We start from the raw sequence: 21,668 nt of genomic DNA, 5'->3' as shown, positions 1-21,668 counted from the left end.
AACAAATAATCCCACCGGCCATCAACGAATGTATCCGGCCTGTCATACTCAAGCCGGATAATCTTTTATGCCGGATAATCTTACGCTGCGAGAGGAACACTCTTTTAAACGCAAAGTGCCGATTTTTCAGGTTCTTATAGGTGCAAGGCGCAGGTTTTCCGGCACCATTTCAGGAAAGCCCCTGCTCGTTATGTTGCAGAACAATAACATGGGTGCCTTCGGGTACCCGGCCATAAAGGTCGATGATATCCTGATTGAGCAAACGGATACACCCGCTCGAAACTGCCTTGCCGATTGACCATTCTTCATGGGATCCATGAATTCTGAACAATGTATCCCGGCCATCCTTGAAAAGATAAAGTGCGCGGGCACCCAATGGATTATCGGGTCCTGCCGGCATGCCATCGCCGAGATGTCCGTAACGGTCGGGTTCGCGCTCCATCATATCCTGTGTCGGATGCCATATCGGCCACATGCGTTTATATTGAACGACGGCTTCACCTTCGAGTGCCAGACCGGCTTTACCGACACCAACGCCGTAGCGTAATGCGCGACCGTTTTCCTGAACGAGATAGAGGAAACGTGCCTGCGTATCAACAACCAGCGTTCCGGGTGAATAAGGCCCGTTAAATGCCACTTCCTGACGCCAGTATTTCGGGTTGATCTTGCTCATATCAACAGCCGGAAGCGGATAAGGTTCGTTCATCACCGGACCATAGAGCGCTTTGATATCGGCCGGAACCGGCCATGACTGTTCAACTTGAGGTTGATTGCTTACGCAGCCCACAAGAGCCAAAGGTGCTGCAATGATGAATGTACGCCGAGACAGTTGCCTCATGATAACTCCATACAAAATATCGGATTGTTGCTAACACTGAAAGTTTAGCCAATGGTTAAAATAGGCAAGTTTTTGGCAAAAACGAGAAGCCTTGGAAAAATCTATGAGCTGTATCTTTTTCGCATCATAATAGGCTCTTTAACTGGTTTCTGTTAAAAAACGTGCTATAGAACCAGTCATGTTGAAAAGCTTACCGGATTGCGAGAATTTCCATGGGTTTTAAATGTGGTATCGTCGGATTACCCAATGTGGGCAAATCCACACTGTTTAACGCTTTGACAAAAACGGCTGCGGCTCAGGCTGCCAATTATCCTTTTTGCACAATCGAACCGAATACCGGCGAAGTTGCTGTCCCTGATCCGCGGTTAAAAAAGCTTGCGGCGATTGCCGGTTCAAAAGAAATTATCCCGACGCGCATCAGCTTTGTCGATATTGCCGGCCTTGTTCGCGGCGCTTCCAAGGGCGAAGGACTAGGAAACCAGTTTTTGGCCAATATTCGTGAAGTCGATGCCATTGTGCATGTGCTGCGCTGTTTCATTGATGACGATATCACCCATGTCGAAGGCCGGATTGATCCGGTGTCGGATGCAGCAACCGTCGAAACAGAATTGATGCTTGCCGATCTTGAAAGTCTCGAGCGGCGTATTGTGCAAATGAGAAAACGCGCAACCGGCAAAGACAAGGAAGCTTTGACTGTTCTTCCGATGATGGAAGCGGCTTTGAAGCTTTTACAAAATGGCAAGCCGGTGCGGCTCCTTATCAAAGACATTTCCGCCGATGATAGGCAAATTCTTGATTCCTTCAATTTGTTGACTTCAAAACCGGTGCTTTATGTTTGCAATGTTGCCGAAAGCGATGCGGCAACGGGCAACAATTTTTCGAAAGCAGTCGAGAAAATGGCTGCCGAACAAGGTGCTGAAAGTGTTATTATTTCGGCTGAAATCGAGGCAGAAGTTGCCCAGTTGCCGGAAGAGGAAGCCAAAGAATATCTTGAAGAGCTGGGGCTTCATGAACCGGGGCTCGACCGGTTGATCCGCGCGGGCTATCATCTCCTTGATCTTATTACCTATTTTACTTGTGGTCCCAAAGAAACCCGCGCATGGACGATCAAACGTGGGACCAAAGCCCCGCAGGCGGCAGGCGTTATCCATTCCGATTTTGAACGCGGTTTTATCCGCGCGCAAACGATTGCCTATCAGGACTATGTTGATCTTGGTGGTGAAGTTGCGGCAAAAGAAGCGGGCAAAGCACGAGACGAAGGCAAGGATTATGTTGTTGAAGATGGCGATGTCATGCTTTTCAAGCATAATTCCTGATGTCCTGACAACCAATCGCACCGGTGTTGCTCATTTTCCGGCTGTTTTTTGATAAACAATCCGGTTCTAATATTTTCGTCAGGATCTCGAAAACTGATAATATGAAAGCCATCCGGAAATTTTTCCGGATGGCTTTTGTTCAACTCTTGGCCATAGAAAAACAACAAGCTTTCGATAGGAAAGAGTTCACCTAAAGAATTGTTATATCAGAGCTTCTTATGCTCTTCATATTTGAATTCGGGCGCAGCCATCAGGCTCTCTTTGGTGACATTGACGACAACCTTCCATGCTCCGTTCTCGTGACGCATGTAAATGCTTGTCGGGTCAACCACAACGTAGCGTTCGCCAACGCCAAGGAAACCGCCAACACCCACAACAATGCCCGCTACATTATTCTGGCGGATGATAATGTCCTTGATCTGGCCGATTGCCTGATCTTGCTTGTTTAAAACTTTCGTATCAATCAAGCTCGAAGCAATAAAATCGGTTTCGGTCGGTGTGACATAACGAACAACGACATCACCATTCGGCAGCTTGACTTCCGAAGCCGGTTCTTTCGGTGCTTCGATTGTAATTTTTGGAGATTGTGCAAATGCAGTTCCAGCGAGTGTTGCAGCTAAAACAGTGATAAGTGCCAGTCTTTTCATTTAATACGCCTCATTAAAAAAATTGAATTACTTTAATGAAACGTATAAAAATTCGAATGGTTCCAATTTTTATTTAATTTTTCGATTTATTTTTCATTATAATAATTCTTTTAATGAGTATTTCATTATAGCATTTTTTATTTGGAATTTTTTTACTGCATTTTATGGAAGTTATACTCGGAACAGGTTTTAGTATTTTCCGTACACTAGTCTTCGGCTTTGTGGGCAGTCTTTGTTTTTTAAAAACAAGCTCCTCAAACGTTTTCTGTTTTGAACGTTATATCTTTTTAAGACCGTCCGGCTTGGAACGTCCGGTTCTCTCACCGTTTGATTTTTTTTAAACCCCACCGGTAAACATTGCAAAAGAGCTTCAAAGCGAAGCCAAAAACATATTGAAAATGCGGTAAAAAATCAAAAACCGGCATTATTTGATTGTTCCGTTGGATTTGATTGTTCCGTAGGTGACCGGCCGTTAGCCACCCACGAATAGAAATTCAAAACCGGCTTGAAAGAAAGAAAATCAAGAGCACTCGGGCGTTTTAAAAACGCCTGCTCTATCAACAACAATTTGCCTGAAAAATTGATGCAAAAAACAGCTTTCGCTGAAAACATCTGTGGTTACTTTTAAATGCGTCCCCACATTTTAAAAGCGAACTACATTTTCAAGAGGTCAAGCTTCAATCGCCTTCATAAGAAACGAGTGTATGGACATCAACCCCCAATTGGCGAAGCTTGTCGGCGCCGCCATGGTCGGGCAGATTGATGACAAAACAGGCTGCAACAATTTCCGCATCTATCTGGTGCAACAATTCGGCTGCAGCAATGGCCGTTCCGCCGGTGGCGATAAGATCATCGACCAGTACCACACGTTCACCGGGTTTGACCGCATCGCGGTGCATTTCCATTTCGTCAATGCCATATTCAAGGCTATAGGCAATGCGCACCGTATCATAAGGCAATTTGCCTTTTTTCCTGATTGGCACGAAGCCTGCCGAAAGCTGGTGGGCAACAGCCCCGCCCAGAATGAAACCGCGTGCTTCCACACCGGCAATTTTATCGACTTTAAGCCCTATATAGGGGTAAACCAGCGCATCAATGGTGCGCCGGAATGCACCGGCATTGCCCATCAAAGTGGTAATATCGCGGAACTTTACTCCCGGTTTCGGATAGTCCGAAATCGTGCGGATCGCTTTTTTCAATGTTTCTTCAAGAGTTTCATTTGTCATCAATTTTCAATCCAATTCATTCCATATGCGTCTTTTCACGGCATAGGTAAGGCCGGCAAAAACTATCAAGAACAAGATGACACGAAAACCGGTCTTCTTGCGTGTTTCCATATGCGGATCGGCAGTCCACATCAAAAAGGCCGATACGTCACGGGCGTAATTTTCAGTTGTTTCTTCTGTACCATCATTATACGCCACCATGCCATCACTTAAAGGGGGCGGCATGGCAAGCGCATTTCCCGAATTGAAATAAGGGTTATACCAATTATTTTCCGCAACTTCTGCTCCCTCCGGCGGGTCGCTATAACCTGTAAGAAGTGCCGTGATATAATCAGGTCCTGCTTCGTTATAGTTGGTAAAAATATCGGTAATGAGGGCCGGAAACGGCAAAGGCACCGCACGGGCTTTTGCCATTAGCGAAAGGTCGCCCGGATTGGCACCATTATTGGCAAATTTTGCCGCCTCGACATTTGGAAATGGCGAAGGAAAATAATCGGTTGGCAAACCTTTTCGAACAAACATTTCCCCTTCGCTGTTCGGCCCATCCTGAATGTCATAGGTTTTGGCGAAAGCTTTTATTTGTTCGTCACTATAGCCAAGTGCCTTGAGGTCACGAAAAGCAACATATTTCAAGGAATGGCAGGTCGAGCAAACCTCTTTATAAACCTTGAGGCCGCGTTGCAATTGTTGAAGATCATAAGTGCCAAAGGGGCCGGAAAAGCTCCAGCTCTGTTTTTCGGGAAGCTTCAACGGGTAATGCGCCTCGCCACCCTCTTCAGCAAAAACAGCAAGAGGCGCAAGGACAACAGCTAAAACACCAAGCCAAAGGAGAGTGAGTTTTCTTACCATAGCCGCCACCCCCCTTTGGCCTTTGCTTCTTTTTTTGCGAGATCTTCGCTAATGGAAGAAGGAACAGACAAAGTTTTTTCAAACTTCGGCAAGAACGGCATGATGACGAGGAAAAATACAAAATAATAAAGTGTGGCAATTTGCGACCAGAATACGCTACTTTCTGTAATGGGTGCTGCCCCCAAGGTACCAAGCGCCACTACGTCTACAATAAACAGCCAATAAAACAGTTTGAAAGCGGGACGATAGCGCGCAGAACGCACTTTCGAGCGGTCAAGCCATGGCACGAATAACCAGATCAACACCGCCGCCATCAATACCAGCACACCGCCGAATGTCGAGCTGATCGGCCCGAAATCGAATGTAATTGCGCGCAGCATCGCATAAAAGGGCAGAAAATACCATTCCGGCACAATATGCGGTGACGTGGTCATGGTGTCACCGGCGATATAATTATCGGGGTGGCCCATATAATCGGGCATAAAAAACAAAAACCATGCAAAAAAAATCAGAAACACGCTGATTGCAAAAATATCTTTGATCGTTGCATAGGGCGTGAAAGGTACCGTTTCCGAGGGCGATTTCACCTCTACCCCTGTCGGGTTGTTCTGCCCGACATGGTGGACAGCCCAGATATGCAAACCGACAAGAAAAATCAGAATGAAAGGAAAAAGATAATGCAAAGAATAAAAGCGGTTGAGTGTCGGCTGGCCGACATTGAAACCGCCCAATAATGTTTCATGAAGCCAGGGGCCGATAACAGGAATGGCCTTGAAAAGGCCGGAAATGACCGAAGCTGCCGATGTCGACATCATACCCCAGACAAGTGTATAGCCTAAAAATGCGGTTGCCATCATTACCAGATAGATCAGCACACCGATCATCCAGATGAGCTCTCGCGGCTTTTTATACGAGCCATAATAAAGGCCACGGGCAAGATGGATATAGGCTGCAATAAAAAAGAATGACGAGCCGACAGCATGCCATGGCTCGAAGAGCCACCCGAACTGGCCGTCGCGCATAAAGCGTTCACGCGCATCGAAAGCCAATGTCACATCGGGTATATAATGCATCGACATGACAATGCCGGTCAAAATCTGCGATACCAGCATTAATGTGAGGATGCCGCCATAGGTATAGAAATAATTGAGGTTTCTCGGCACCGGAAACGATACACCAAGATTATAAAGAAAACGCAAAATCGGTAGCCTTGCGTCAAGCCAGCGTGTCAGAGCATATTTCGGATTATAGGATGAAGATTTTGTCATCACATCTATCCGATCTGCAACAGGCTGTCAGACAAAAAACGGTAAGGCGGTATTTCAAGATTGCGATTGGCAGGGCCTGAACGCACCCTTCCGGCTGTGTCGTAAACCGAACCATGACAGGGACAGAACCAGCCGCTAAAAGCACCCGACTGCCCGATCGGCACACAACCAAGATGTGTGCAAATATTGATGAGAACAAGCCATTGTTCGCGCCCCTCACCGGCCGAGCGGGCAAGATCGGTTGCGGGTTGGTGTCCCTCAAGATTGGGATTTGCCGCATCCTTATCCTTGAGCTTTTCCAAGTCGACTTGACGGGCATCGGCAATTTCTTTTTCGGTACGGTGGCGAATGACCACCGGCTGCCCGCGCCATTTGACGGTGACCGACATTCCCTCTTCAATGCCGGAAACATCAACCTCGATTGTGGCGCTTGCCAGAACCTTTTGATCAGGGCGCAATTGGTCGATAAAAGGCCATGCGACAGAACCGACGCCAAGCGCACCGGCAACGCCGGTTGCAAGAAAAAGAAAATCGCGTCGTGTCTTTTCGCTGCTCATTGTAAAAGGTTTTTAACCTGTCGGAAAAAGGTTGGTGCCTGTTGGTCAAACGTATGTTTTTTAACACACAGCACCAATTTGTCCACGCTTTAAAATAATGATAGCCGGAACGCGACTGTTTTTGCAACTTTCACGGTTAATTGCTGCACGATTATGAGTAACTTTTCTTCATTTGTTTCAAATAACGGCAGCTTGTTGTTTATCGCCCTTAAAAACAGTGACAAGTTTTTAAAAATATGGGTTTCTAAAAATATGGAGCACGCATTAAAAACAAGCAGCATGTTTCAACTTTCTTGTTTTTCATTGCTTTTGCAGCTCTCTTCACCATTTCCGGCAATGAAAAGGCTTTGTTAGAGCCGGTTTTTTTAAGGTGGAGTAAGCTTCCCCCCAAAAAGCCCATGCGGATAATCTCATCCGAAAATACCATATAAAAAAACGACATAAGAAGCATAAATTTTAAATGCGTTTTGACAAAACTTCATTGACAAAACCGTGGGTAAAAATACAACGCCAGCTCTCTTGCCACCCGCAACGAAAAGCTAGGTTTATTGCGGATGGCTAATTTCGGCTTGATTTCAACCTTTTTGAAAAAGCCGATCTCATTTTTCAAGCCTCTTCATCAAGATCAAGATGCCCGCCAACCTGCCGGTTCCACAAATGGGCATAAATACCGTGCTTCGAAAGCAATTCTTCATGTGTTCCATCTTCGACAATTTTTCCCTTATCCATCACGATGAGGCGATCCATTTCGGCAATTGTCGACAAGCGGTGGGCAATGGCAAGAACGGTTTTTCCTTTCATCAGGCGCGCGAGATTTTCTTGAATGGCCGCTTCGACTTCCGAATCGAGTGCCGAAGTCGCCTCGTCAAGAATAAGGATCGGCGCATCTTTAAGCATGACCCGCGAAATGGCGATGCGTTGGCGTTGGCCACCGGAAAGGCGCGCGCCGCGCTCGCCGACAAAGGCATCATATCCCGTCTTTCCATTCTGGTCGCGCAGACTGTCGATAAAATCGGCAGCTTCGGCATCCCTCACCGCATCAAGCAGTTCCCGATTGCTGGCATCAGGACGGCCATAGAGAATATTGTCTTTGAGCGAACGGTGTAAAAGCGAGGTATCCTGTGTCACCACGCCAATGGCCGCGCGCAAGCTTTCCTGTGTGACATCGGCAATATTTTGCCCGTCAATCAATATGGCGCCCTCTTCGACATCGTGAAAACGCAAGAGAAGATTGACAAGCGTCGATTTACCGGCACCAGAGCGCCCCACAACACCGACCTTTTGCCCGGGCTCGATATGAAGGTTGAAATCTTTCAAGATTCCTTTGCCCTTGCCATAATGGAAGCCGACATTTTCAAACCGGATATCGCCCTTTTTGACGACAAGTTTTTTGGCATTTTTCTTGTCTTCGACCATTCTTTCCTGTGCAATGGAATGCATTCCATCTTCGACAATGCCGATATTTTCAAAAAGTGCGGCCATTTCCCACATAATCCATTGCGCCATGCCATTAAGCCGCAAGACGAGGCCGATACTGACCGCAACCGCGCCAACAAGAATGGCATCCCGCTGCCATAGCCAGATGCCAAGTGCTCCCACAACAAACAATAAAATACAGTTCGACACATAAACGCTGATCGAAAATTTCGAGATGAGCCGCATCTGTTTGTAAACTGTGCCCTGAAAATGCTCGAATCCTTCACGCGCAAAGCTTTCCTCCCTTGCATGGTGGGAAAAGAGTTTGACGGTTGCAATATTGGTATAAGAATCAACAACGCGCCCCGTCATAAGCGAACGCGCATCGGCCTGCGCTTCGGATGCGTCGCGCAATTTAGGAATAAAATATTTAAGTAGCCCGATATAACTGATAATCCACAACAGAAACGGCACCATCAACCGCCAATCGGATGAGGCGGCAATTACAAGTGTGCCGAGAAAATAGACAATCACATAATTTAAAACGTCAAAAAGCTTCATGACCGTTTCTCGTACCGACAAGGCCGTTTGCATGACTTTCGCCGATATGCGACCGGAAAACTCGTTCTGGAAAAAGCTCATGGATTGGCCAAGAAGATAACGGTGCACAAGCCAGCGTATCCGCATCGGATAATTGCCAAGCAATGTCTGATGCATCACCATACTGTGCATAGTGACAAAAAATGGCAGGATGAGAACGACCAGCACACCGATGAGTGCAAGTTTTACGCCTTGCGTTTCAAAAAATGTTGCCCGCGAATTGGCATTGAGCCAATCGACAATACTTCCCAAAAAACCGAAAAGCGAAACTTCTGTGACAGCGATCAAGGCCGTAAAAACCGCCATGAAGATCAACCAGGGCCAAACGCCTTCCGTATAATAAAGGCAGAAACCCAACAGATTTTTCGGTGGGCGTTTCAGCTCCTTTTCGGGAAAAGCGTTCAATCTTCGTTCAAACCATCCAAACATGGTCGAGCTCCTCGTTATTGCTTTTTAGCTGTCCGGTAGTGTGTGTCCGGTAAAACCGGAACGCGTCATAAATGCAACGATTTTGACGTTAATGTGTTGCATCCGATAGAATGCGGTATTTCTTTTCTGCCATAAGAGGGCAAATTTTTCAAAGTCCGCACCTTGCCTGATGACCACTTTTATTCAATTGTGACTTTTGTTCAATTGTGACTTTTGTTGAGGGCAAAGATATTTTTAAAAAAAGACATTTGAAAACCGGTTTGATGACAACAATAAAACCGGATGCCTCACTCAAGATAGCTATTCCAAGATAATTTATCATTTTCCCGCGTCAAGAGCGGAAACAAACATATAAAACTTATGGCCATACACAATTTTGAGCTTCGAAAAATATCGAATATCGTTTGCAAAAAAAGACATTTTCGCGCTTCGCGACGGAAGACAATTTGCAAAGAAAGATGATGCGCAAAAGAAAACAAATCGACGGGAAGTCCAAATTTTTGAGGGTTGATAGATTCGTTCACGTTTTGCTTGCCCTCCCCTTTACAACAGCGTGGTGACAAGCCTATTCAACAGGCATGACACTTCATATTGCACTTTTCCAGCCTGATATTGCCGGAAACACCGGAACGATTTTGCGCTTGGGCGCCTGTTTCGGCGTACCTGTCGACATTATCGAACCGGCAGGTTTTGACCTTTCCGACCGCCATTTGAAACGTGCGGGCATGGATTATCTCGAAATTGCAACATTGAAGCGGCACATTGACTGGCAGCATTTTCTGGTAGAGCAAAAGGCCAAAAACCGCCGTCTTATCCTTTTTACCACCAAGACGGATGCTCCCTATACCGATTTTTCTTTTCAAGACAATGATGTGCTTCTTTTCGGGCGGGAATCAGCCGGTGCACCCGATTATGTCCATGAAACGGTGAACGCCGAAGTGACGATTCCAATGGTCAAAGTTGCGCGTTCTCTCAACCTTGCGGTCAGTGTTGCGATCGGCATCAGCGAAGCATTGCGCCAACTAACGCGGCATGAGGTGGTTAATTTGTCATCTCGTGATTAAGAGGTAGACAAAGCAGTCTTCACCCCTTATCTCTTTTCTAGAGTTATTCTAAACGAGTTTACAGATTTAAGACGGATTATGACGAATAGAGATATTCCCGATGACATGCCTTCCGATCTCGAAGACAAGAAAAAACGGGCAGAAGAGTGGTTCCAATCATTACGTGATAGAATTTGTAATTCACTGGAAAAACTTGAAAGGGAACTGACCGGCCAATTTTCCAATTTTTCTGCCGGATCATTTGTCAGAACACCTTGGGAAAAACCTGGTGGCATGAATGGCGGCGGTGTCATGTCGGTGTTGAAGGGGCGGGTTTTTGAAAAAGCGGCTGTGCAAACATCAACCATTTATGGTGAATTTTCGCCCGAATTCAGAAGAGAAATTCCCGGTGCGGAAGATGATCCGCGTTTCTGGGCAAGTGGCATCTCGCTTATTGTGCATCCGCAAAGCCCGCATGTACCGACAGTCCATTTCAATACACGTATGATCGTTACAACCCGCCAATGGTTTGGCGGTGGTGCCGATTTGACGCCGATGCTTGCCGAGCGGCGCACCCAGTCGGATGTTGATACTCAAACTTTCCATAAGGCGTTCCAATATGTCTGTGAACGCCACCCCACGGTTGCCGATTATCCGAAATTCAAAAAATGGTGCGACGAATATTTTTATTTAAAACACCGCAAAGAACCGCGTGGCGTTGGCGGCATATTTTACGATTGGCTCCACAGCAGCAAAGAAGCTGGCGGCTGGGAAGCCGATTTCAGCTTTACGCAGGATGTCGGACGCGCTTTCGACATTGTTTATCCTTCTATCGTGCGTGAAAATTTCAATAAGCCATGGACGGAAAAACAAAGAAATGCCCAGCTTGTCCAGCGTGGCCGCTACGTCGAATTCAACCTTATTTACGACAGGGGCACCATTTTCGGGCTCAAAACCGGCGGAAATATCGAAAGTATTCTCTCTTCCCTGCCGCCGACCGTTAAATGGCTTTAGTCATTTAACAAAACAAAAACCAGAAATGGCTTTAGTCATTTAACAAAATAAAAACCCGAAATGGCTTTAGGCATTTAACCAAACAAAAACTCTAAATGGCTTTAATCATTTCAACAAACAAAAACCCGAACCCGCGCTAAGGTTGTAAGACAAATGACAAGCTTGAAAAAGCTTGTCATCACGTCAAGCGTGAAAGCAAGCTTCATGACAATTGCGCAATAGCCGGTCAGGCCGTTGCCAAATCAAGGAGCGCTTTCCGGTCCAGTAAAAAGCCGCTTTCCACCCAACGTTTTTCCAGCGCTTTAAGTTTGTGGCCGATGGCCGGCCCCTCGGTAATGCCAAGAGGTAACAGATCCTTTCCTGTTAAAGGAAAAACCGGAATATCATATTGCTCGGTCAATTTTCTAAGCCGTGTATAATGGCTGGCCTCGACAAGTGCATTATCATTACTCAAAGCATGGGCACGTGCATTGGAAAGCGCCAATGTCAATTCATCAAGAACGGCCTGTTTGCCATGATGGTAGACAAGCTTTTTAATTTCGATGTCAGAAGAATTGTATTTGATCGGAGAAATACGGGCAAAATCCATCAATCGCGTTTTTTCCAACTTGGAAAAACGCAAGCGTTCGGCCATTTTTTTCAAACGCACTTCATCGCGCGGCACAATGGAAAAAAGCCGCAATAACGGGTCGGGCGGAAGCCTCATAACACGTTCGGTTTCAATCAGCGGGCGGAATGCATCAATTCCCCATTTTTCTGTTTCAGGAAGAATAATTCCCAAAATCGCAGCTTGCCGCATCCATAAAAGCGCCCGCGTCGGGTCGGGAGCGGAAAGCATTTTTTTTACTTCCGACCACACGCGTTCGGCAGATAATTGCAAAAGTCCATCTTTTAGGCGTGCACATGCTTTGATAGCCTCGGCATCGGGACGCCCCTTACCAACCCAAGCATAAAGGCGGAAAAACCTTAAAATGCGCAAATAATCCTCGCGAATACGCTCCTCGGCCGTGCCAATAAAACGCAATGTCTCGGTTTCAATGTCGGCAAGCCCGTTGACATCATCATAAATTTTACCGTTGGCATCGGCATAAATGGCATTGATTGTGAAATCGCGCCTTTTAGCATCAGTTTTCCAGTCGCGGCCGAATATGACCTTTGCCCGACGCCCGTCGGGTTCGATATCGGCTCGAAGTGCCGTCACCTCGTAGGAGTGGTCCTTGACCACCACCGTGATTGTGCCGTGTTCATAACCTGTAGGCACGGCTTTGAAGCCATTTTCGCTAGCCCGTTTGATAATTTCATCGGGCACACAGGTTGTTGCAATATCAATGTCGTTTACCGGATAGCCCAAAAGCTGGTTGCGCACAGCACCGCCGACCACGCGCGCTTCCTCGCCATTTTCCGAAAGACAATGAAGCAGTTTTTGCAGCCCCTCATCGTGAAGCCACAAGGCTTTTTTGGCGATATTAAGCGTAGTCACCGGGATAACCTTTCTGCGAGCGAACGAATCATTGCAGCCGTCGCACCCCATATATAATGGTTCTCGTAGGAAAGTGCATAAAAGCTCCGCATTTCAGCGCCAGCCGTCTTTGAAACGATCACATAATTTTTCAAATCAAGCACAAAAGATAACTGAACAGTAAATATTTCATCAACCTCATTATCATTTTTAACAAATTGTGCCCTTTGCCCGATTAAACCAACTACCGGACGGATCTCGAATCCTGTCGAAGTATAATGGAAGCAAAGTTCACCGAGTTTTGTAAAATAATCCGGTTGAAGGCCGATTTCTTCGCGCGCCTCGCGCAGTGCGGTCATCTCGTCGCTTTTATCCTGATTTTCTCTTTTGCCACCGGGAAAAGCTATTTGGCCTGCATGGTTATGAAGTTTCGATGTTCGTCTCGTCAAAACGAGATGCGGGACATTCGACTTTTCAATAATGCCGATAAGGACAGCCGAGCGCTGCCATGACGGGCGATCGGATTTTTGGCGCAGAATACGCGAATTTGAAAATAGCCGGTTCAAGTTTTGATCGCCGTTCAAAGCCTCTGGTGCCGGCGAAAGAATTTCCGGTTCATTGAATTTTTTGACAATGTCAGCAATTTGAATTGCTATGCTTTCGGCCACCAATTTTAAAAAACCTTTTCTTCAAATTGTCGGTGAGGACCGTTTAAACGCTTCATTTCTGTTATTTTTCTGTTACAAGCCTTGAAATAGTCATTGTTCAGAGATGAAGGTGGTGACAAATTCTCTCACCGTCAATCGCATTTGGTCACGTAGCCAAAAAGTTCTGGGGAAAAGCCATGAGAAGCGCTTCTAAAACAACAGCCGGGCTGGAAAAGAATAAAACAGGCGCATCCGCCCTCAAGCCTCGAAAGAAAGTAGCTCCAAAACCGGTTGCAGCAAAAAAGACTGCAACTGAAGATGCGGCAGAGATAGTCGCCGATTTTGACAATGTCGGAAAGCTTTTTAAAACTTTGCGCGCCACCATCGACAAAGTGGTTTTTGGTCAAAGCGATGTTGTCGAAAACAGCATTATTGCCATTCTTTCCGGCGGGCACGCACTCCTTGTCGGTGTGCCGGGGCTTGCAAAAACCCGCCTTGTCGAAACATTGGGCACTGTTTTGGGACTGGATGAAAAACGCATCCAGTTTACCCCCGACCTGATGCCCTCCGATATTATCGGTTCGGAAGTCATGGACACCGACAAAAGCGGCAAACGTTCTTTCCGTTACATAAAGGGTCCGGTGTTTACCCAGCTTTTGATGGCTGATGAAATCAACCGTGCCTCACCCAGAACCCAATCGGCACTTTTACAGGCCATGCAGGAATATCATGTCACGGTTGCCGGTGAACAATATGATTTGCCGAGCCCCTTTCATGTGCTTGCAACACAGAACCCGCTTGAACAGGAAGGAACCTATCCGCTTCCGGAAGCCCAGCTTGACCGTTTTCTGATGCAGATCAATGTCGATTACCCCGATATTGATACCGAACGGCGCATTATCATCGAAACAACCGGTGCAGGACAAGAAACTGTCAATCCGGTGCTTGATGGCAAAAAACTAAAAGTCATTCAGAACATGGTACGGCAAATGCCGATTTCCGAAAATGTCGTCAATGCCATTTTGAAACTGGTGCGTTCTGCCCGTCCCGATGCCGATAACGAGCATGCCAAAAAGCATATTGCCTGGGGGCCGGGGCCACGTGCCTCGCAGGCGCTTTCCCTGTGCACAAGGGCACGCGCGCTTTATCAGGGAAGGCTCGCCCCTTCGGTTGATGATGTCAAAGCGCTGGCACTTCCGATTTTACAACACCGTATGGCCTTGAACTTCACAGCACGTGCCGACGGGCTTACAATTTTTGAAGTGATCGACGATCTTGTTAAAAACATCGATTAGCGGGAACATCGAATAACAGGAATAGAAGATAGCGGGACACATTACCCCCCCCGAAAAGAACGGACAGCGAAAACAAATAATGGCTATTGCTCGCGACATCAATGTGGAAGCACCTACCGACCTTGCGGTGAAAGCCCGCATCCAGTCAGCGAGATTGCCTGATCTGCTTGTCGAGGCCCGCCACATCGCCAATACACTGATGAGCGGCTATCATGGCAGAAAAAAACGCGGCAACGGCGATAATTTCTGGCAGTTCCGTCCCTATGTGGAAGGCGAACCGGTTTCACGCATTGACTGGCGCCGTTCGGCGCGCGACGATCATATCTATCTTCGCGATCAGGAATGGGCTGCAGCTCAAACCGTGTGGATATTGCCTGACCAATCACCATCCATGCACTATCAATCGCGCTTTTCCGACATGCCCAAGGATAGTTATGCCATGCTGATGGCGCTGACCCTTTGTGAGCTTTTTGCCCGCTCCGGCGAACGTGTCGCCGTGCCCGGTCTCATGGCACCGACACGCTCGCGCAATGCTGCCGAGGAAATGGCACTCAACTTTACAACGCTCAAAACGCAATTGACATTCGGCAATTTTCCGGACGTAAGCCGCCATTCGCATATCATCATATTAAGCGATTTTCTGGATGATCCGGTAAAAATTGCCGGAAATTTTGCAAAACTTGCAAGCGCCAATGTCACTGCACATTTTGTCGAAGTCTGCGACCCTGCCGAAGAACGTTTTCCCTATCATGGACGGGTCGAATTCATTGATCCGGAAAGCCACAAGCGTTTCCTTGCAGGGCGTGCAGAAACATTTCACGACGCTTATTTGCTGAGTTATAAAGCGCGCCGCCAGAGTTTGGCCGATCTCGCTAAAAACACCGGTGCAAGCTATCATGTTGCGCCAACCGACAAAAAACCGAGTTCAGTCATTCTGGCGCTTGCCACCATGATCGGTCAGGCTTCCGGTTACAGGAGAGGATAGGCATGGGCTTTGCTGCACCGTTTCTCCTGCTTTTTCTGATTGCTCTACCGGCAATCTGGTGGCTTCTTCATGTCACACCACCGGCACCGACGGAGGAAAAATTTCCGCCGCTTCAGCTTTTGTTAAAAATTGCCAATAAACAGGAGACACCGAACCGCACGCCATGGTGGTTGCTTTTGTTGCGCCTTTTCATGGTGGCGATTGTTATTTTTGCCTTTGCCGACCCGATCTGGCGTCCGTCAACAACTGTTTTGAAAGGCAATGCCCCCCTTGTTGTTGTTATTGATAATGGCTGGTCATCGGTTCACGACTGGGAAAAACGCTTCAATGCTGCACTTGATCTTGTAAAACAGGCGGAAGCGGCAAAAAAGACAATCTACATTGCGGCGACTGCCGACAATGACAATCAGGATATCCGCCCTCTCAATAGCGAAGAAGCAACAAAACGCATTTACACAATGCGCCCGCTCCCCTTACCCACCCACCGGTTATCTGTCATCAAGCGGCTTGAAGCCGCGCTTAAGGGCGAAAAAGCCGATATTGCCTATCTGTCGGACGGATTGCGCATGCTTGAAGATGGCGAGGCGTTTCACAAACTTCTGGCCAATGCCGAAAGCAATATCTTGCTTTATGAGGGAAGCATTTCAAACCTTGTCGGTATAACATCAGCCAAGAACGAAAGCGGGTCATTGTCTGTCGACCTTGTGCGTGGAAAAGCGGATAGTGAAAAAATTCACTCTCTTGGCGCCTTTGACCGTGAAGGGCGGATGATTGCAGACACCGAAGCCCGTTTTGAAGACGGAGAAACCTCGACTGTTTCGGCTTTCAATTTACCGCTTGAAATGAAAAACGATATCGCTGCAATCAAAGTAAACGGCCAACAGGACGTCGCAAGCACATTCCTTTCCGATACGAGAAACCACGTCTATCGGGTGGGAATGGTTGCCCCTTCTTTAAACGAATTGACACAACCCTTGCTATCGCCGCTTTATTATGTCGATAAAGCCCTTCAGGGACATGTCGATATTGTTGCGGTCAATAGCGCCAGTTTCGACGAGGCTATAAATAAACTAACGCTCCAGCATCCATCGACAATTATTCTGGGTGATGTTGTCAATATGCCCGAAGCGGCACAGCAAAAACTGAACCGATTTGTCGAAGACGGTGGCGCGCTTATCCGCTTTGCCGGTCAAAATCTTGCAAGCAACGATAATGAAGACATATTGCTGCCGGTAAAATTGCGCCATGGTGAGAGGCAATTGGGCGGGGTGATGTCTTGGGCAACACCACAAAAACTTGCGCCTTTGCCGAAAAAAGGCATTTTTGCCGATCTTGCCTATCCGGAGGATGTTACTGTTTCGCGGCAAATTCTCGCCGAACCAAGCCCCGAACTTTTTGATCATACATGGCTCAGTCTTGCCGACGGCACGCCTCTTGTTACCGCTCGCGCGCGCGGTAAAGGTATGTTGATTTTTATTCATACTTCAGCCGATCCGACATGGTCAACGCTGCCGCTTTCCGGCTTTTTTGTCGATATGATGCAGCGACTTACAGAAACCGGCGGTCATACCGGTGACGACAACAGTGCCAAGAAAAACGATGAAAATATCGCGCGTGAACCCTGGCAGGTGATTGATATAAACGGCGAACTTGTTCCCGCACCCTCGACAGTTTCTCCGCTTACTTTGAATGATAAAACGGAAGCTCTCCCCTCTTTCAACCATCCCCCCGGTTTTTATGGGCAGAAAGACAATCTCTATGCGGTTAATCTCCTTGATAAAGAAGACAGTTTCATGCCGCTTGAAACCGAAATTTTTGCCGAAAAAGTACGTTTGATGGACTATTCGGATGATGTTGAAAAACACCTGACCGGTCCGCTTTTGGCAATTGCTATTGCGCTTTTTGCACTTGATACGCTTGTCACGCTCGGTGCTTCGAGACTGTTTAACCCGAAATCGGGCTTGCGCTTTAGCAAAGGCAAATTTCTTGTTCTTGCTCTTGCCGCAACAGTTCTTTTTGCGATCGGCCAAATGTTCGTTTCCAAACCGGTCTTTGCCGAAAAGCTTTCTGCCAATGATGCGGCCATGGTGCAATCAGCAGGCAAAACCCGCCTTGCTTACGTCATAACCGGCCTTGATGAAATTGATGACACAAGCAAAACCGGTCTTGAAGCGTTGAGCCAATTTCTCCAAACGCGTACCACAATTGATCCGGGTCCCGTTGCCGGTCTTGATCTTGATAAGGATGAGCTTGCCTTTTATCCACTCATCTATTGGCCGGTCGACGCAAATTCGCCAATGCCGACACAAAAAGCCATCGACAAAATCAACACTTATATGCGTCAGGGCGGCACAGTTTTGTTTGACACCCATGACCAGATTGAAACCGGCATGGATTTGAGTGGTAAAACCACCGCCAATAACCAGCGCCTGCGCGATATTCTCAATGGTCTCAACATTCCCGAACTCGAACAGGCCCCGCCCGACCATGTGATCTCGCGCTCGTTTTTCATTATGCCGGATTTTCCCGGTCGTTACAGGGGCTCGCCTTTGTGGATTCTATCATCGTCGCTCGGCGGCAACGACAAACGCCCGATCCATGCAGGCGATGGCGTAAGCTCGATTCTTATCACCGCCAATGATTTTGCCGGTGCCTGGGCACATGATGGCAAAGGCGCATGGAAATATCCGCTTGTCCCCGATGATGAAATGCAACGCGTCTGGGCCTTCCGCGGGGGGCTCAATATTGTTATGTATATTCTTACCGGAAACTACAAAGCCGATCAGGTGCACGTGCCGGCACTTCTTGAACGTTTGGGACAGGAAAAATCACAATGAACCAGTCACTTGCGTTTGAACCGTTTTTATCCTGGACATCAAGTCTCGCACTGATCGGCGTGGCATTTTTATTTGTCGTTGTGGCAGTTGTTTTGCGCAAACGCGGTGCAATTTTGCGAGCCCTTGCGCTTGCGGTTCTTGCACTTGCCCTCCTCAACCCTGTCATGGTCGAAGAACAAAGAGAGCCACTAACAAGCATTGTCGGCGTGGTGGTGGACAAGAGCCAGAGCCAGAATTTCGGCAACCGCACCAAAGATAGCGAAGAGGCACTCGAAGCCTTAAAACAAGAATTTTCAAAACATCCGGAATTCGAACCGCGTTATATTGATACAAAAACCGTTTCCGACAATAGTAACGGTAGTGAAACAAGACTGTTCACACCGTTAAACGAGGCAATTTCCGATGTACCTCCTGCCCGTTATGCCGGCACAATCCTGATTACTGACGGACAAGTCCACGACATAGAGGCGGCAAATGCCAATACGTCGGGTGAAAAACCTGTCAATGCACTGATAACAGGTGAACCCGACGAATATGACCGGCAGATCAGGTTTGTCGATCCGCCGCGTTTCGGAATTACCAACAAACCGTTCAAAATCAGGTTTGAAATAGACGATAAAGGGAAGGTCCCCTCTTCCGCCGATAAGGCAATGGTGGAACTTAAAGTCAACGGCAATGTTGTTCTCCATCAAGCCCAAGAAACAAACAGGGAAATTGAAACCGAAATTACGCTTCCTCATGCGGGAAAGAACATTGTCGAAGTTTCAACATCTCCGCTTGAAGGCGAGCTTACCAATGTCAACAATGCGGCGGTTACAATTATTGACGGCGTGCGCGAAAATTTGCGCGTTCTCCTTGTCTCGGGGGAACCGCATAATGGCGAACGCACATGGCGCGACCTGTTAAAAAGCGACCCCAGTATCGACCTTGTGCATTTCACAATTTTGCGCCCGCCGGAAAAAGCCGACAATACGCCGCTAAGCCAGCTTTCCCTGATTGTCTTTCCGACGACCGAACTTTTTGTCGACAAAATCAACGATTTTGATCTGGTAATTTTCGACCGTTACCAGCACTATAATGTATTGCCTTTGATCTATTACGACTATGTCGCCCAATATGTGAAAAATGGCGGTGCACTGTTGATGGCAACGGGGCCTGAATTTGCCGGTGAAAATTCTCTTGCCCGCACACCACTGTTGAGCGTTTTACCGGCATTGCCAAGCGGCGAGGTGATAGAAAAACCGTTTACTCCGGCCGTTACCAAAGCCGGAATGCGCCACCCTGTTACACGCGGGCTCACTGGCGTGACGGCAAAAGACGAATCTTCCAAAACGCAAGATGCGGTAAAAGGCAATTGGGGGCGCTGGTTACGCCAGCTTGCTGTCCAGGACACCTCGAAAAGCACTGTTGTCATGAATGGTGCGGATAACCGCCCGCTCATGTTGCTTTCCCATATGGGAAAGGGACGCGTTGGTATGTTGCTATCGGATGAAGGCTGGCTATGGGCACGCGGTTTTGAAGGTGGTGGCCCCTATGCTGCGCTTTATAGACGCATGGCCCATTGGTTGATGAAAGAACCGGAGCTTGAGGAAGAAGCGCTGACAGCATCGGGTGAAGAAAACCGCCTTACCATTCGCCGCCAAACTATGGCTGACAAACCGGAAATTGCAAAAGTCTATTTTCCCTCCGGAAAAACTGTCGACGTTACTTTGAATAAAGTCGAGCCGGGCGTGTTTGAAGCAAACCTCGACACGGATGAAACCGGATTGTTCAAGGTAAAAAATGGCGACAAGGAAGCTTTGACACATATTGGCCCGATCAACTCGCCCGAATATGCCGAATTGATTTCGACAGGCGAAAAGCTTTCTCCCCTTGCCGAAGCAACCGGCGGCGCAATCACGCGGCTTCACCAAAAAGCGGGTGCCACAATCAAACTTCCCGCCATCGACATTATAAATGGTAAAAGCATTGAACCCGCAAATAAGCAAAACCGCATTTTGCTCAATGCGCCGACTGAAACGAGGCTTACCAACACATCTGCCTTCCCGCTCTTTAATGGAGTTCTGGCACTTGTCGCTTCGCTGCTTTTGCTCGCAAGTCTCTGGTATAGAGAAGGCCGCTAGGGGCTCATCCCACCCGCCTTCTCTCGTCGGCCTGATAAAACTTGAGGCAATGATTTTTAAAACCTACGCCATGGCCTCGACGGACAAGGCAATTAAAAATTGCTCTTATGCTTTTTGAATAATCACGCGTTATAGTTGCAAATAATGCCTTTTTCTAACGATCAAATGAAAGCAAGATCTCTCGAAAATTTGCTCTTTTAATCAAGGTCAAAATAGTCGAGGCCAAGAAAACGTTTTTCACAAGGTCAAATAGAAACACAACTTTGAATTTCCATGTCTCTTAAAAAATCAGCCTCTCCGCTTTGCCTGACTTTTATGGCACACAAGGCCTTTTACGCCGGCAATTGTTCCATCAACGAGTTCAAGAGCCAATAAACGTTCGGGATTGACCGGACGAGGCATTACAAAATCGGCAGCCGATACTTTGGAAAAACCGAAACGACGGTAATAGGGCTCATCCCCTGCGAGCAGAATAAATGGCACACCCGCTTTTCTAGTCTGCTCTATTGTGTGGTTCATGAGCAGGCCTCCGAGCCCGAGACTTCTGAATTTCGGTGAAACAACAATTGGCCCCAGAAGATAGGCATCAACCTTTCCCACGGTAATTGGCGTCATGCGGATTGTTCCGACAAGTTTACTATCTATGAGTGCAATGAACGAAAGAGCCATATCGTGCCCCCCCTCCTCACGAATAAGATGGGCAGCACGCGTAAAACGGGCGGGGCCGAAAGCCTCGCTATTCATAGTTTCGATAATGTCCTGATAATCCGGAGTCTCGGAAATGATCGTAATATCGTTTCGGGACATCGGGGACGAGGATGAAACTGCGAAAACGTTTGAATGTTTTTCCATTTTTGTTACCGGCAAAAAAACGCGAACAAAATCAATAGGGCAAGAAGCAGAAATCAAAACTTGTTCATCGTCGTTGAACCGGAAAAAACATAAATTTCAACCCGTTTTTATGAAGCCCGTTCAGGCAGTTATTTTATAGTCGGCTTCTTTGGCGACTTTTGAAAAAAAGACGCCTTAAGCCCGTTCCAATTGAAAGAAGAGAAGCAAAATATGCAACAACAAAATTATTGAAAGAGGAGAAAAAGTAAAAAATTGCGTTTTATTGTG

At 47.3% G+C, this 21,668-nt stretch carries 17 protein-coding genes; 7 read left to right on the top strand and 10 right to left on the bottom strand.

What is annotated here, in order from left to right:
• Window positions 1-169: 169 nt before the first annotated feature.
• The gene (locus H3V12_RS00980; protein WP_075868911.1) at window positions 170-838 is read right to left on the bottom strand and encodes a L,D-transpeptidase; all 669 of its coding nucleotides are present in this window, start codon (window positions 836-838) and stop codon (window positions 170-172) included.
• Window positions 839-1,050: 212 nt separating this feature from the next.
• Here H3V12_RS00980 and ychF point away from each other — a divergent pair, with 212 nt between their 5' ends.
• Window positions 1,051-2,154 carry a redox-regulated ATPase YchF gene (gene ychF / locus H3V12_RS00975; protein WP_198212157.1) on the top strand — a complete coding sequence of 368 codons (1,104 nt, stop codon included), beginning with the start codon at window positions 1,051-1,053 and terminating at the stop codon, window positions 2,152-2,154.
• 206 nt (window positions 2,155-2,360) lie between these two features.
• On the opposite strand, the gene H3V12_RS00970 is transcribed toward ychF, so the two are convergent.
• The 6 genes from H3V12_RS00970 to H3V12_RS00945 all read right to left on the bottom strand — a co-directional run bounded on the left by H3V12_RS00970 (window position 2,361) and on the right by H3V12_RS00945 (window position 9,146).
• Window positions 2,361-2,801 (bottom strand): PRC-barrel domain-containing protein, encoded by a 441-nt coding sequence (locus H3V12_RS00970; protein ID WP_075868913.1) that lies wholly within the window; start codon window positions 2,799-2,801, stop codon window positions 2,361-2,363.
• A gap of 677 nt (window positions 2,802-3,478) precedes the next feature.
• A complete protein-coding gene (locus H3V12_RS00965) occupies window positions 3,479-4,027 on the bottom strand; it encodes an adenine phosphoribosyltransferase (protein WP_075868915.1) in 549 nt (182 codons plus the stop codon).
• A gap of 6 nt (window positions 4,028-4,033) precedes the next feature.
• The gene (locus H3V12_RS00960; RefSeq protein ID WP_198212155.1) at window positions 4,034-4,876 is read right to left on the bottom strand and encodes a cytochrome c1; all 843 of its coding nucleotides are present in this window, start codon (window positions 4,874-4,876) and stop codon (window positions 4,034-4,036) included.
• Window positions 4,870-6,144 (bottom strand): cytochrome bc complex cytochrome b subunit, encoded by a 1,275-nt coding sequence (locus tag H3V12_RS00955; protein ID WP_198212153.1) that lies wholly within the window; start codon window positions 6,142-6,144, stop codon window positions 4,870-4,872. The genes H3V12_RS00960 and H3V12_RS00955 overlap by 7 nt, the downstream gene beginning before the upstream one ends.
• Window positions 6,145-6,149: 5 nt before the next feature.
• Window positions 6,150-6,701 carry a ubiquinol-cytochrome c reductase iron-sulfur subunit gene (gene petA, locus H3V12_RS00950; RefSeq protein WP_198212151.1) on the bottom strand — a complete coding sequence of 184 codons (552 nt, stop codon included), beginning with the start codon at window positions 6,699-6,701 and terminating at the stop codon, window positions 6,150-6,152.
• 606 nt (window positions 6,702-7,307) lie between these two features.
• Window positions 7,308-9,146 carry an ABC transporter ATP-binding protein gene (locus tag H3V12_RS00945; RefSeq protein WP_198212149.1) on the bottom strand — a complete coding sequence of 613 codons (1,839 nt, stop codon included), beginning with the start codon at window positions 9,144-9,146 and terminating at the stop codon, window positions 7,308-7,310.
• A gap of 578 nt (window positions 9,147-9,724) precedes the next feature.
• On the opposite strand from H3V12_RS00945, the gene H3V12_RS00940 reads away from it, so the two are divergent.
• Together H3V12_RS00940 and hemF are read left to right on the top strand one after the other, a co-directional pair.
• The gene (locus H3V12_RS00940) at window positions 9,725-10,210 is read left to right on the top strand and encodes a tRNA (cytidine(34)-2'-O)-methyltransferase (protein ID WP_198212147.1); all 486 of its coding nucleotides are present in this window, start codon (window positions 9,725-9,727) and stop codon (window positions 10,208-10,210) included.
• A 78-nt stretch (window positions 10,211-10,288) separates the two neighbouring features.
• The gene (gene hemF / locus H3V12_RS00935) at window positions 10,289-11,203 is read left to right on the top strand and encodes an oxygen-dependent coproporphyrinogen oxidase (protein WP_075914131.1); all 915 of its coding nucleotides are present in this window, start codon (window positions 10,289-10,291) and stop codon (window positions 11,201-11,203) included.
• A gap of 226 nt (window positions 11,204-11,429) precedes the next feature.
• Here the strand turns inward: hemF and H3V12_RS00930 are convergent, their stop codons facing one another.
• Together H3V12_RS00930 and H3V12_RS00925 are read right to left on the bottom strand one after the other, a co-directional pair.
• Complete coding sequence (locus tag H3V12_RS00930; protein ID WP_343211702.1) at window positions 11,430-12,683, bottom strand: CCA tRNA nucleotidyltransferase; 1,254 nt, start codon at window positions 12,681-12,683, stop codon at window positions 11,430-11,432.
• Window positions 12,680-13,330 carry a CoA pyrophosphatase gene (locus tag H3V12_RS00925; RefSeq protein WP_198212143.1) on the bottom strand — a complete coding sequence of 217 codons (651 nt, stop codon included), beginning with the start codon at window positions 13,328-13,330 and terminating at the stop codon, window positions 12,680-12,682. The genes H3V12_RS00930 and H3V12_RS00925 overlap by 4 nt, the downstream gene beginning before the upstream one ends.
• Window positions 13,331-13,506: 176 nt before the next feature.
• On the opposite strand from H3V12_RS00925, the gene H3V12_RS00920 reads away from it, so the two are divergent.
• From H3V12_RS00920 to H3V12_RS00905, 4 genes are all read left to right on the top strand, one after another.
• On the top strand, window positions 13,507-14,604 hold the full coding sequence (locus tag H3V12_RS00920) for a MoxR family ATPase (protein WP_246787458.1): 1,098 nt from the start codon (window positions 13,507-13,509) through the stop codon (window positions 14,602-14,604).
• A gap of 79 nt (window positions 14,605-14,683) precedes the next feature.
• Window positions 14,684-15,589 carry a DUF58 domain-containing protein gene (locus H3V12_RS00915; RefSeq protein ID WP_198212141.1) on the top strand — a complete coding sequence of 302 codons (906 nt, stop codon included), beginning with the start codon at window positions 14,684-14,686 and terminating at the stop codon, window positions 15,587-15,589.
• A 2-nt stretch (window positions 15,590-15,591) separates the two neighbouring features.
• Window positions 15,592-18,426: a DUF4159 domain-containing protein gene (locus H3V12_RS00910; RefSeq protein ID WP_198212139.1), complete on the top strand. Its 2,835-nt coding sequence runs from the start codon at window positions 15,592-15,594 to the stop codon at window positions 18,424-18,426.
• Window positions 18,423-20,549 (top strand): glutamine amidotransferase, encoded by a 2,127-nt coding sequence (locus H3V12_RS00905; protein ID WP_198212137.1) that lies wholly within the window; start codon window positions 18,423-18,425, stop codon window positions 20,547-20,549. The genes H3V12_RS00910 and H3V12_RS00905 overlap by 4 nt, the downstream gene beginning before the upstream one ends.
• Window positions 20,550-20,837: 288 nt before the next feature.
• Here the strand turns inward: H3V12_RS00905 and H3V12_RS00900 are convergent, their stop codons facing one another.
• Entirely contained in the window at window positions 20,838-21,401 is a 564-nt protein-coding gene (locus H3V12_RS00900; RefSeq protein ID WP_246787457.1) for an N-acetyltransferase, read from the bottom strand.
• Between the last annotated feature and the right edge of the window lie 267 nt (window positions 21,402-21,668).

This window comes from Bartonella sp. W8167 (genome assembly GCF_016100335.1).
GTDB lineage: Bacteria > Pseudomonadota > Alphaproteobacteria > Rhizobiales > Rhizobiaceae > Bartonella > Bartonella apis.
This window is presented reverse-complemented; position numbering and strand designations above follow the sequence as displayed.